This window comes from Streptococcus oralis (genome assembly GCF_023109315.1).
Lineage (GTDB): Bacteria > Bacillota > Bacilli > Lactobacillales > Streptococcaceae > Streptococcus > Streptococcus oralis_BS.
The window spans coordinates 77,210-89,369 of sequence record NZ_JALDUF010000004.1; the positions used below are offsets into that span (position 1 = coordinate 77,210).

The 12,160-nt window shown below is 41.0% G+C and carries 12 protein-coding genes; 8 read left to right on the top strand and 4 right to left on the bottom strand.

Annotation, left to right across the window (positions count from 1 at the left end):
* The first annotated feature begins 1,133 nt into the window (after nucleotides 1-1,133).
* The 8 genes from M1F74_RS06115 (at nucleotide 1,134) to M1F74_RS06150 (ending at nucleotide 9,230) form a co-directional block, all read left to right on the top strand.
* Nucleotides 1,134-2,252, top strand: a complete 1,119-nt coding sequence (locus tag M1F74_RS06115; protein ID WP_247946591.1) for a DUF4767 domain-containing protein — start codon at nucleotides 1,134-1,136, stop codon at nucleotides 2,250-2,252.
* Nucleotides 2,253-2,460: 208 nt separating this feature from the next.
* On the top strand, nucleotides 2,461-3,390 hold the full coding sequence (locus tag M1F74_RS06120) for an ABC transporter permease (protein ID WP_000714584.1): 930 nt from the start codon (nucleotides 2,461-2,463) through the stop codon (nucleotides 3,388-3,390).
* 13 nt (nucleotides 3,391-3,403) lie between these two features.
* Nucleotides 3,404-4,327 carry a carbohydrate ABC transporter permease gene (locus M1F74_RS06125; RefSeq protein WP_000818345.1) on the top strand — a complete coding sequence of 308 codons (924 nt, stop codon included), beginning with the start codon at nucleotides 3,404-3,406 and terminating at the stop codon, nucleotides 4,325-4,327.
* Between the two features lie 107 nt (nucleotides 4,328-4,434).
* Nucleotides 4,435-5,919, top strand: a complete 1,485-nt coding sequence (locus M1F74_RS06130; protein WP_033605751.1) for an ABC transporter substrate-binding protein — start codon at nucleotides 4,435-4,437, stop codon at nucleotides 5,917-5,919.
* Nucleotides 5,920-6,079: 160 nt separating this feature from the next.
* Nucleotides 6,080-6,769, top strand: coding sequence for a CPBP family intramembrane glutamic endopeptidase (locus tag M1F74_RS06135; protein ID WP_247946592.1), 690 nt, complete (start codon nucleotides 6,080-6,082; stop codon nucleotides 6,767-6,769).
* A 65-nt stretch (nucleotides 6,770-6,834) separates the two neighbouring features.
* On the top strand, nucleotides 6,835-7,131 hold the full coding sequence (locus M1F74_RS06140) for a bacteriocin immunity protein (protein ID WP_000188103.1): 297 nt from the start codon (nucleotides 6,835-6,837) through the stop codon (nucleotides 7,129-7,131).
* A gap of 131 nt (nucleotides 7,132-7,262) precedes the next feature.
* On the top strand, nucleotides 7,263-8,249 hold the full coding sequence (locus M1F74_RS06145; protein WP_001030023.1) for a rhodanese-related sulfurtransferase: 987 nt from the start codon (nucleotides 7,263-7,265) through the stop codon (nucleotides 8,247-8,249).
* A 120-nt stretch (nucleotides 8,250-8,369) separates the two neighbouring features.
* Nucleotides 8,370-9,230, top strand: a complete 861-nt coding sequence (locus M1F74_RS06150; protein ID WP_247946593.1) for a DUF4299 family protein — start codon at nucleotides 8,370-8,372, stop codon at nucleotides 9,228-9,230.
* Nucleotides 9,231-9,292: 62 nt separating this feature from the next.
* On the opposite strand, the gene M1F74_RS06155 is transcribed toward M1F74_RS06150, so the two are convergent.
* The 4 genes from M1F74_RS06155 to M1F74_RS06170 all read right to left on the bottom strand — a co-directional run bounded on the left by M1F74_RS06155 (nucleotide 9,293) and on the right by M1F74_RS06170 (nucleotide 12,148).
* Nucleotides 9,293-10,255: a DUF6574 domain-containing protein gene (locus M1F74_RS06155; RefSeq protein ID WP_247946594.1), complete on the bottom strand. Its 963-nt coding sequence runs from the start codon at nucleotides 10,253-10,255 to the stop codon at nucleotides 9,293-9,295.
* A 61-nt stretch (nucleotides 10,256-10,316) separates the two neighbouring features.
* Nucleotides 10,317-11,249, bottom strand: a complete 933-nt coding sequence (locus M1F74_RS06160; RefSeq protein ID WP_061588564.1) for a DUF4097 family beta strand repeat-containing protein — start codon at nucleotides 11,247-11,249, stop codon at nucleotides 10,317-10,319.
* Nucleotides 11,242-11,835, bottom strand: a complete 594-nt coding sequence (locus M1F74_RS06165; protein WP_061588565.1) for a DUF1700 domain-containing protein — start codon at nucleotides 11,833-11,835, stop codon at nucleotides 11,242-11,244. The genes M1F74_RS06160 and M1F74_RS06165 overlap by 8 nt, the downstream gene beginning before the upstream one ends.
* The gene (locus M1F74_RS06170) at nucleotides 11,822-12,148 is read right to left on the bottom strand and encodes a PadR family transcriptional regulator (RefSeq protein WP_000273860.1); all 327 of its coding nucleotides are present in this window, start codon (nucleotides 12,146-12,148) and stop codon (nucleotides 11,822-11,824) included. Before M1F74_RS06170 ends, M1F74_RS06165 begins: the two co-directional genes overlap by 14 nt.
* Between the last annotated feature and the right edge of the window lie 12 nt (nucleotides 12,149-12,160).

A 12,160-nucleotide genomic window follows, 5' to 3' on the forward strand; every position in this document is an offset into this window, starting at 1 on the left:
CTTGTTTTACAGAATGAGACTTAGGCAAAGAAAATACAAAGTCTGTTCACTAAAACAGAAAAGAGGCGGCATCATTTAGTGATGCCACCTCCTTTTTATTTTAAATCTTGCACTAATTCGGTATTTTTTACTGAAAAGGCCTCCGCTAAAAGATCGAGAATAGCTGTAACTGCTGCAATAAGTGTGAGTGAAATTCATTCTGCTGTAATAAACCGTCCACCAAACAGGAAAAATGGAATAAACCAGTTAAAAATCCCTGTTAATGGGAGGAACCATTGATACCTCCTTTTTTACCAGCAGAAAAGCCACATGACAATTCGACACTAGGAGCCAAAAGGTAAAAATAAAGCAGGCTGTAGCCCATCTCTTCCCCTATAATCCTACTTAATCCCCAACAATAGCACGAGGGCATAAAAGGCGTCTTAATCAATTGTTTCGTGTTCAACCTCCTGTCCCAAATCCGGTATAATCATTGTTTCAATAATGTTTTCGACAAGCGAAGTAAATTGCCAAAAGAATAAAGGTAGGGATATTTGCAAGCAAAAAAGTTAAGGAAATCAGACAGAAAATCTCCCACCAGGTTATGTTGTTAGTCAAGGCCAGAGAGAAGATTGTCAATAAAGAAAAGCAATAAGTTATGCCTGGCAGTATGAAACCCAGCCACTTACTTTCTTTTTTGGAGAGAAAAATCTGTAATAGGATTCCTCTAGTCAGGATTGGCAATATGATAAATGAAACGATTACGGTTCTCATTTGTTTCAACTCCCTCCATCATTTTGATATTCAGACGTTACTATGTCAGACGAATCAAAGTGCTATATTTTATTATGAGTGTCGACATTTATGAACCAGTTTGATGAGCACAGTTTTTTCCTTTCTCATTCTAACTGAATACCCATTTCATATTGAAAGTAACACTAAATAAAGCAAAAGTCAATCAAGATATTATTTGTTTAAGAGAGACGGAGTAGCTGTTCTTGAAACTATCTCTAAGCCGTCTATATAAGATATTTTGAACTGACTATTACCCCCATTTTCTTTTCGGAGTTATCTCTGAGAGCAGGGGGTACAATAGAAAAAAATGACTTGGAAGTGATATAATGAAGCTACAGAGATAGTTTGGAGGTCTGACCATGAAAAGGCTACTACTAGTCCTGGCTACTAGCATGCTAGTCTTATCTGCCTGTCATAAAACGACAGAGGATGGAGCAACTAGTCCGTCAATACCAAGGGAGCAACAAACCAAGGAAACAACTAACTATTTTCACTATTTAGCAGATTCCTATCAAAAGGCTTTTTCGCATGAAAAAAATCATAAGGATACACCCGGCCAATCACCTATGGCTGCTACGGTTACAGCTATGGAAGAACTCCAGTTATCTAATCCGACTGATCAAGCCTTGATTATGAAGAATTACTTGGATTTTCAGAAGCTAATTCAATACAATACTGAAAAGTGGGAGAAAGAGTTTGCAAGCTGGGCTTCTTCTATGGGGCAGTCCTATCATAGACTAGAGCATACAAACTTTGATGAAAAGAATGACCTCATCAAAAAATTAGAAACAACAACTGTCTCTCAGAAAAGTGTCAAATGGAATGTTTTTGGAGTATCGAGTGACAATGCCTATGATTACTTGGTTTTGGATGCCTACTATGACAATCAGGACAAACATTTCTACCTATTTACACTGAAGGATGGGCAAGCACAGGTCTTGTATACCGATAAGACACTGGAAACTATCCCTACTGCAAATTTTGAAGAGACTGAGAATACAGACTTAGCGCGACGTTTTAAGGAATTTCTATTAAAAACAAGTGTAACTACAGAGAGCGAGCCAGATACAGATAATAGTTCTTTAATAGACAAGATAAAAACAGCCATGGAATCCTATTCGGATAGTAAAGGTGAAAGATTTAAGTCAACTAACTTAGCAACATATGGTCACTACTATGGACTAGCAGTGCCAGACCAGATAATGCAATTTGGGCAAGTGGATGGGATGAATTATACTTTTAAATGGTATGGCTATATTGCTGGTTCTGGTTCTGGGAGGTTTGATATCCTAGCTTGCTATGTGAATGAAGCAGAGACAGAGGTGATTCTCTTTGGCTACAAGGATGGTAATCCTGCTCTTTTACACACCGAAGGACAGCCGGAGATTGAGAAAAACGAATCAGGGGCTATCATAAATGCTCAGGTTCATTTTGTTGTGTTTCATCATCCAGTATTGGAACAAGTTTTCAATCAGTAAAGCGGAAATACACTTATCGTATGCAGAGTGTTTCTCGTGAAACATCCTTCTTATATAAAAAACTTCTCCACATAAAATAATTTGTGGAGTTTTTTCTATAATTAGTAGTTTAAACTGATCTTCAAATAGGAGTATACTAATAATGTAATCGTTATCAAACCTAAAAATTCGATGAAATCAGTTTTTAGGAATAAAAAGGGAGGAAATTATGAAAAAGTTTTCAAAGACCTTAAGAGATAACTGGATCTTTCTCTTGATGGTTTTACCAGGGGCACTCTGGTTGATTCTATTCTTTTACATTCCAGTATTTGGGAATGTGGTCGCCTTTAAAGACTACCATATGACCAGTAATGGTTTCATAGATAGTATTGTGAATAGTAAATGGGTCGGGTTAGATAATTTCAGATTCTTGTTTAGTTCAAAAGATGCCTTTATCATCACTCGAAATACCGTTCTCTACAATCTCGGCTTTATCTTTATCGGTTTGATTGTATCAGTGGGGATTGCCATTATCCTCAGCGAGCTCCGCTCTAAGAGAATGGTTAAGATTTTCCAAACGTCTATGTTGTTCCCTTACTTCCTGTCATGGGTTATCATCAGTTTCTTTACAGATGCCTTCCTAAACATTGACAAAGGGGTTTTCAACCATTTCCTAACATCCATTGGCATGAAGGAAGTCAACTTCTACGCTGACTTAGGCATTTGGCCATATCTTCTCCTTTTCCTAGGTATCTGGAAAGGCTTTGGATATAGCAGTGTCATGTACTATGCGACGATCATGGGAATTGACCCAACCTACTACGAAGCAGCAACAGTGGATGGGGCTAGCAAGTGGCAACGTATTCGCAACGTAACCATTCCTCAGTTGACTCCACTTGTAACTGTCTTGACCATCCTTGCAGTCGGAAATATCTTCCGCGCAGACTTCGGTCTCTTCTATCAAATCCCACACAATGCTGGTCAGCTTTACAATGTAACCAACGTTTTGGACGTATATGTATTTAATGGTTTGACTCAGACAGCAGATATCGGTATGGCTTCAGCAGCCGGTCTCTACCAATCCGTAGTCGGTTTGATTCTGGTTATCCTATCAAACTTGCTTGCAAGACGAGTCGATCCAAACTCAGCTTTGTTCTAGAAAGGAGGAGAATATGGCAGAAAAGAAAATTAAAAAAGAAAAAATCGATAATGTCGGCATTCACTCCTTCAGCAAGAAAGCAGATATCTTCTTTAGTATCATCTCTGGTTTGATCGCTCTTTCTTGTATCTTGCCCTTTATCTTCGTTATCATCATTTCGGTGACAGATGAAAAGAGCATCCTCCAGTATGGATATAGCTTTTTCCCATCACAGTTTGGATTAGATGGTTTTGAGTTCTTGGCTCAGTTTAAAGATAAGATCCTCCAAGCGCTCTTTATCTCAGTCTTTGTGACAGTAGTCGGAACAGTGACCAACGTCTTCATTACAACCACTTATGCCTACGCCATTTCACGGACAACCTTTAAGTATCGCAGATTCTTTACTATCTTTGCCCTTCTTAGTATGTTGTTCAATGCTGGTTTGGTGCCAGGCTATATCGTGGTGACTCGTTTGCTCCAACTTGGTGATACCGTTTGGGCCTTGATTGTTCCAATGCTTCTCTCACCATTTAACATCATCTTGATGCGTTCCTTCTTCAAGAAGACCATTCCAGAAGCCATTCTCGAATCTGCTCGTATCGATGGTGCCAGTGAAGCTCGGATCTTCTTCCAGATTTGTTTGCCATTGTCACTTCCAGGTATCGCAACCATCACGCTTTTGACAGCTCTTGGTTTCTGGAACGACTGGTTCAACGCCCTTCTTTACATCAAGAGTGACAACTTGTATCCATTGCAATATTTGCTTATGCAAATCCAACAAAATATGGACTACATTGCAAAAGCAGTCGGCCTATCTGGCCAACTGGGAGTTGCTCTACCGAAAGAAACAGGTCGTATGGCCATGGTTGTTGTTGCAACCCTTCCAATCGCGATTCTGTATCCATTCTTCCAACGCTACTTTGTTAAAGGTTTGACGATCGGTGGTGTGAAAGAATAGCACTTGCTGAGAAACACCGTTTCTCTCTTCCCAACTTCATCTTAGTGATTGAAGTAAAAATCATTAAATCGTTTATAAGTTTAAAAACAAAAAAAGGAGTTTTTATCATGAAAAACTGGAAAAAATATGCTTTTGCATCTGCTAGCGTAGTCGCTTTGGCTGCTGGTCTCGCTGCTTGTGGGAACCTTACAGGTAACAACAAAAAAGCTGCAGATACTACTTCAGGTGAAAAACCTGTAATCAAAATGTACCAAATCGGTGACAAACCAGACAACTTGGATGAATTGCTAGAAAATGCAAACAAAATCATCGAAGAAAAAGTCGGTGCTAAATTGGATATCCAATACCTTGGATGGGGTGACTATGATAAGAAAATGTCTGTTATCACATCATCTGGTGAAAACTATGATATCGCATTTGCATCTAACTATGTCGTAAATGCTCAAAAAGGTGCTTATGCTGACTTGACTGATTTGTACAAGAAGGAAGGAGCAGAGCTTTACAAAGCACTTGACCCAGCTTACATCAAAGGGAACACTGTAAACGGTAAGATCTATGCAGTACCAGTTGCAGCTAACGTTGCATCATCTCAAAACTTCGCCTTCAACGGAACACTTCTTGCTAAATACGGTATCGATATTTCAGGTGTCACTTCATACGAAACACTTGAACCAGTCTTGAAACAAATCAAAGAAAAAGCTCCAGATGTAGTACCATTTGCAGTTACGAAGAACTTTATCCCATCTGATAACTTTGACTACCCAGTACCAAACGGACTTCCATTTGTTATCGACCTTGAAGGAGACACTACTAAGATCGTAAACCGTTACGAAGTGCCTCGTTTCAAAGAACACTTGAAGACTCTTCACAAATTCTATGAAGAAGGATACATTCCAAAAGACGTAGCAACAAGCGACACTTCATTTGACCTTCAACAAGATACTTGGTTCGTTCGTGAAGAAACAGTAGGACCAGCTGACTACGGTAACAGCTTGCTTTCACGTGTTGCGAACAAAGACATCCAAATCAAACCAATCACTAACTTTATCAAGAAAAACCAAACAACACAAGTTGCCAACTTTGTTATCTCAAACAACTCTAAGAACAAAGAAAAATCAATGGAAGTGTTGAACCTCTTGAACACGAACCCAGAACTCTTGAACGGTCTTGTTTATGGTCCAGAAGGCAAGAACTGGGAAAAAATTGAAGGTAAAGAAAACCGTGTACGCGTCCTTGATGGCTACAAAGGAAATACTCACATGGGTGGATGGAACACTGGTAACAACTGGATTCTTTACATCAACGAAAACGTTACAGACCAACAAATCGAAGATTCTAAGAAACAATTGGCAGAAGCTAAAGAATCTCCAGCACTTGGATTCATCTTTAACACTGACAATGTGAAATCTGAAATCTCAGCAATTTCTAACACAATGCAACAATTCGATACAGCTATCAACACTGGTACTGTAGACCCAGATAAAGCTATTCCAGAATTGATGGAAAAATTGAAATCTGAAGGTGCCTATGAAAAAGTATTGAACGAAATGCAAAAACAATACGACGAATTCTTGAAAAACAAAAAATCATAAGAACGATTGATTTCGTGTATTCATTCCTAATTCCTAAAAATGTGATCACTGCCTTCCTTAGTTCTCTAGGGGAGGTAGTGATTTTTAGGATGTAAAAATGAAAACAGTGGTTCTGAGGGTTTATGCGATGTGATACACATACATCTATAGGGGATTTATTATGAAAAAATATCGCCTTCTTTTCAAAATGAGTGCTGTCTTCTCCTACCTATTTTTCGTATTTGGCCTTTCTCAGCTGACGCTTATTGTCCAAAACTATTGGCAATTTTCTTCTCAGGTAGGAAATTTCTTCTGGATTCGAAATATCTTGAGTTTGCTATTTAGCGGAGTCATGATTTGGATTCTGGTTAAGACAGGCCATGGTTATCTCTTTCGCATTCCAAGAAAAAAATGGTTCTGGTATTCAATCCTGGCAGTCCTAGTAGCGGTAGTTCATATATCTTTTAATATTCAGACAGCTAGATATGTTCAGTCAACTGCGGAAGGTTGGGCTCTACTGATTGGTTTTAGTGAGACTAATTTTGCCGAATTGGGTATCTACATATCCCTGTTCTTTCTGGTGCCACTGATGGAAGAGTTGCTCTATAGAGGATTACTTCAACACGCCTTCTTTAAACATTCAAGATTTGGTCTTGATTTGCTCCTTCCTTCTATTTTATTTGCTCTCCCTCATTTTTCAAGCCTGCCTAGTCTGTTAGATATCTTTGTCTTTGCAACATTTGGAATCATCTTTGCTGGTTTGACTCGCTATACCAAGAGCATTTATCCTTCCTATGCGGTGCATGTGATCAATAATATTGTAGCGACCTTACCATTTTTGCTGACTTTTTTACATAGGGTGTTTGGGTAAAATACTGGCGCGAGTTAGGAATTATAGTGTTCAATTTATAAGCGAATTTCAGGAGGGAAATGAGTATGACACCATTAAAATGGTTTGCTGGAGGAAGTGAAAGACGTTGTGAAGCCATGACTATCATTGATCATCTACTGGAAGATATAAAGGATGAGCCTCAACTTACTCCCTTGAAAAATCAGTTAGTGATTTATAAAAGACGACTAAGGGACGACGGGACCTCTGTTCCATTTATATTGAGCCAAATGAATGTTGCCCTTTCGCGTGTATTGATTGAAAACAAGCTAAGTTTGTCAGAAAGTCAAGACGAGCAGATCAAAAAATTGAGAGAATTATCTGTTATTCGGTATGGTTACTGATGAAGTGCAGTGGCAGGTCTCTCTATATAATTTCCGGTCAAATAAATTGCATTCGTTTTCTCAAGTGGGTATACTAGAATAGTTGAATGAAAAATTCTGAAAATTTAAGAATAGAAAAGAGAACAAATCTTATGGCAAAAGATATTCGTGTCTTACTTTACTACCTCTATACTCCAATTGAAAACGCAGAGCAATTTGCGGCAGACCACTTGGCTTTCTGTAAATCAATCGGCCTTAAAGGCCGTATCCTAGTCGCTGACGAGGGAATCAACGGAACCGTTTCAGGTGACTACGAAACAACTCAAAAATATATGGACTACGTTCACAGTCTCCCAGGCATGGAAGACCTCTGGTTCAAGATTGACGAAGAAAGTGAACAAGCTTTTAAGAAGATGTTTGTTCGCTACAAGAAAGAAATTGTCCACCTTGGTTTAGAAGACAACGACTTTGACAACGACATTAACCCACTTGAAACGACGGGTGCTTACTTGTCTCCAAAAGAGTTCAAAGAAGCACTTCTGGACGAAGATACAGTGGTCCTTGACACACGTAACGATTATGAGTACGACCTAGGACATTTCCGTGGAGCTATCCGCCCAGACATCCGCAACTTCCGTGAGTTGCCACAATGGGTCCGCGACAACAAGGAAAAATTCATGGACAAACGTGTCGTAGTTTACTGTACAGGTGGCGTTCGCTGTGAGAAATTCTCAGGTTGGATGGTTCGTGAAGGCTACAAAGATGTTGGCCAATTGCACGGAGGAATCGCAACTTACGGTAAAGACCCAGAAGTTCAAGGTGAACTTTGGGATGGGAAAATGTACGTCTTTGACGAGCGTATCGCAGTCGATGTCAACCATGTTAACCCAACCATCGTAGGGAAAGACTGGTTTGATGGAACACCATGTGAACGCTATGTCAACTGTGGAAATCCCTTCTGTAACCGTCGTATCCTAACATCAGAAGAAAATGAAGACAAGTACCTTCGTGGATGCTCACACGAGTGCCGTGTTCACCCACGTAACCGCTATGTTTCAGAAAATGAATTGACACAAGCAGAAGTAATCGAGCGCCTAGCCGCTATCGGTGAAAGCTTGGATCAGGTCGCTACAGTATAAAGCAAACAGCCTTCAGGGGCTGTTTTTCTATGCTTTTTATCTAAAAATCTAAAATTTGTTTCTGTATCTTTCAGGAAAATAGGTTATACTGTATGTAAACGATTTCAAAGGAGGCCAGTTATGGCGAAAACATTTTTTATCCCAAATAAAGAAAGCATTCTAGGACAACAGGAGGTTTTGACTGCCAAGTCCATCTTAGCCTTGGTAGAGGGCTTGGAGTCACACAGTTATGATACGGTCTATCTCCGTCAACCCCTCAATCGTCTCGAGTATATCGAGTGTGGGATTGTAGGTCAGTCGCAATTTCTCTTCAAGGTCAACTATGCGGATAGCCGAAAAGGTTATCAAGTGGTGATTCCAGACTTCCTTACTAGAGCAGACTGGGAGATTGTAGAAGCTCTCCTCCAGGCCCTATCGAGTAAGTTGGGGAAAGCGGTAGAAGGGCTAGAAGGCTTTGACTTTGAAGCTTATTTCCGACAAACAGTCAAGAATTATCTAGCGGATAAGGCGGTTCGTTTAGTATATTGCCAAGGACTCTTGTCGCCTATCTATCTCAACAAGGAATACCTCGAGAGCTTTTTGGCTGAGGATGGATTGGCACGTTTTGAAGAGTTGGTCAAGAAGGTTCAAGGATCTGATGCCTACCTTGCCAGTGTGAAATTTTACCCAGACGCCCAAGGTAAGGTGCACGGTATCTATCACCTAGCCCAGGGAGTCAAGACGATTTTGCCAAAGGAACCCTTTGTACCAGCTCCTTATACCGAGCAGCTGGCAGGCAAGGAGCTTGTTTGGGAGATTGACCTAGTGAAGATTTCTGGTAATGGCTCTAAACCAGAAGACTATGAAGCTATCGCTCGCTTGGATTATGCAAGATTTTTAGAATTGCTACCAAAAGCATTTTACCACCAACTAGATGCTAATCAACTAGAAGTACAAGCCATCCTAGGACAAGATTTTGAAGGATTGGTAACCATCAAGTAGACACTGTTCAAAAAAGAGTAAGCATAAAAATCCCTGTCATTAATAAATGTCAGGGATTTTGGTTAAAAGAATGTCAGGATGCGAAGGTAGTCCACTGTCAGCGCGAGCTCTGCAATGAAGAAGGGTAAGAGAATAGCAGCATCAAGTAAGACAGCTAGCAGGAAACGATAAAATGGGTCGAGGCTACTGGTCTTACTTGGCTTGCTAATCACAAAGAGATTGCCAAGGGCAAAGATGGCCATGCTTAGAAGAGTGAGGATCCCAGCAAATCGTAAGCCACCAAAGAGTGCAAAGAAACTTGCTAGAGCTGTTAGGACAAGCGGGATAGCAAAGAGTCTGCTGTAACGATCGAAAGCTTCTTGAAAAGTGAAGTCGCTCTCCTGGTCCAGTACACGTCGGACAGTAAAGCCTCCCAAAATGATGGAAAAGTAAAATAGAGCGCTAGTGACCAAGATAGAAAGTCCAGCAAAGAGATCTAAAGGTGGGAGCTGGTTAGGAGAGCTATTAGCCATAGAAATCATATAGCCATAGTAGAGGCGCTTGATATGATAGATACTAAAGAAAAGGTTGAACGAGGACAGCAGGGTGAGCAGGCCAAAGACACTGTAACGATGCTTTTGGTCCGTAGTCTTGCTAGCAGTTGGTTCTTGGATAGCATCCAGCAGCCAAGTCCAAAACAGTGCGATTTCTTCTTTGAATCGGGCAGTTTTACGAGGATCAATATCTGGGATATAAGGACTTTCTAAAGCCTTGCTGAGGATGCTTTTTTCTTTTGCAGAGTTTTCTTGCTTGTGTTCCTCTTCAGCTTTCCCTTCTCCCTCTTCCTCGGTTTGGGTTTCCTCAATCATTTCGGGAGCTTCCTCCTCATGCGTTTCCAACTCTTTAGGTGAGACAGGTGTTTCTTCGCTTGCTTGTGGTTCAGTTTCCACAGTTTCTGAAGTCTCAGGCTCGTTGGGCTGGTTTTCCGATTTCGTCTGAGGTGATTTCTTCTCAAGATCGGCACTTTCAAACCATTCTTGTGTCATGGTGGAACCTCCTTTTTATGGTCATTTTCTATCTTTAGACTAGCAGATGAAAGCGTTTTTGTCAATGGTTTCTAGGTGGAGCAGAGTATTCTTCTTCCTTGGGTAGGTAGATATCCTGGTTGGCTTTTGCAATGAGCAGGTCCTTGACATCTGCTTTGTCTGTCTTGTAGGGGTTGGCAAGTTCATTCTCTTTTTGTTTAGGATGTTCTCTTTGTGCTTTACGATAAATACCTCCGTGCTGAGAAGAAATGTCTAGATTGATACGATCGAATTCTGTCTTAGAAAGAAAGAGTCTTAAGTCGTTATGAGAGTCTAGCTCTACCTTGCCGTGGACCTTAATATTCTCAGCATAGATGTGCCCCTCCTCCGTTTTGACCTGACTATCTGTCAATTCGGTATCAAAGATATTGATGATATGAGGTGTCGTTAGTGTGCTGTTCTTGATAGAACTTTCTATTAGTCTTAAGAGGTAGCCTTTTGTTTTGATTGTCGCATTTTCAAGATTGGCTTGGCGAATATTAGTTTGTCCACGATTGGCTGAGACGGTGATAGCTTGTAGTCTTCTTCCTTTAGGGAGGGAGAGTATGACTTCGTCAAAACGACTAGAATAACTGCTAGCAATACGAAGTAGGCCTTCGATTCCTGAACCAAGAAAACGATGTTGGGAGGCTTGTTTGTCAGTGACGCTCAGTGTTTTGTCACTCATGCCAGTAGTCAGATCGTGACGGCCAGACGCTGACGGATGATAGGTGATGTGAATCTTGTCATCTACAGATTCTGTGATGGTTAGGCTGTGTTCTTCAAGGGTCAAATCAAGTTTTTCCACTTCGCTTCCAAAGGTTACTTCTTCGATACGATTGTCATAGACGGGGTCTTTTGACATGGCAAGCAAACTTTGAATACCATTGGACTGGGCGCCTACAATGATCATGATAAAACCAAGGATTGTGGTAACCACACCAAAAATGAGAAATCCTTTCGTCAATTTACGCATGTCTGTCACCTCTCTTTCCTTTTTTAAGAATCCATTGCACCAAGCGGACAACCAGAAGGCCAAAGAAACGAGCTACATAGGAGATGCCCAGTAGAACAAGAGAAGAAGCACCGATAGCAAGCAAACCGGCCCCGAAAATCAAGATAAAGGCAGATTTGGCTTCGACTAGGACACTAAAGCTCTCTACGATAAAGAGTCCGCCCAGTAGGATACCTGTCACAGAGACAGTAAAGAAGGCTAGAATGACGGAGGCAGCCGCGATAAAAATACCGATGATGGCCATGAGGATGCCGATCCCGACCGGAATTCCGATAGGAGCTACTAGCAGGGCCAGGAGGGCAATGTGTAGCAGTTGGCGATCATTCTTTTGAGCAGGTGCCTCATTGACTTTTTTATCGAGAAGATCAGAGAGGATATCATGAGCTGCTTCTTTTGGTGTTCCTAGACTGGCGATGAGTTCCTCTTCGCCCTCTGAACCTGCATCGTCAAATAGTTCCTTAAAGTAGTCCATGGCTTCGATGCGGTCAGCTTCAGGTAGTTTATGGAGATAGGTTTCTAACTGAGTCAGATAGTCAGTTCTTGTCATGGCGGATACTCCCTTCTATGATGCCGTTGACGGTGTCGGTATAGAGCGTCCACTCTTCCTTTAGAGTAACGAGCTGCTCTACGCCCCGATTGGTCAAGGAGTAGTATTTGCGCATACGCCCCTGAAACTCTCTAGAGTAGGTGGTTAGAAAGCCACTGGCTTCCAATTTTTTGAGAATGGGATAGAGCGTAGATTCTTTTATATTGGCGATGAGTTTAATGGTCTGGCTAATCTCATAACCATAAGAATCCCCCTGCTCCAGTACAGCCAAGATGAGAAACTCAATCAAGGCAGAGGATGTTGGGAAGTACATGGGAAACCTCCT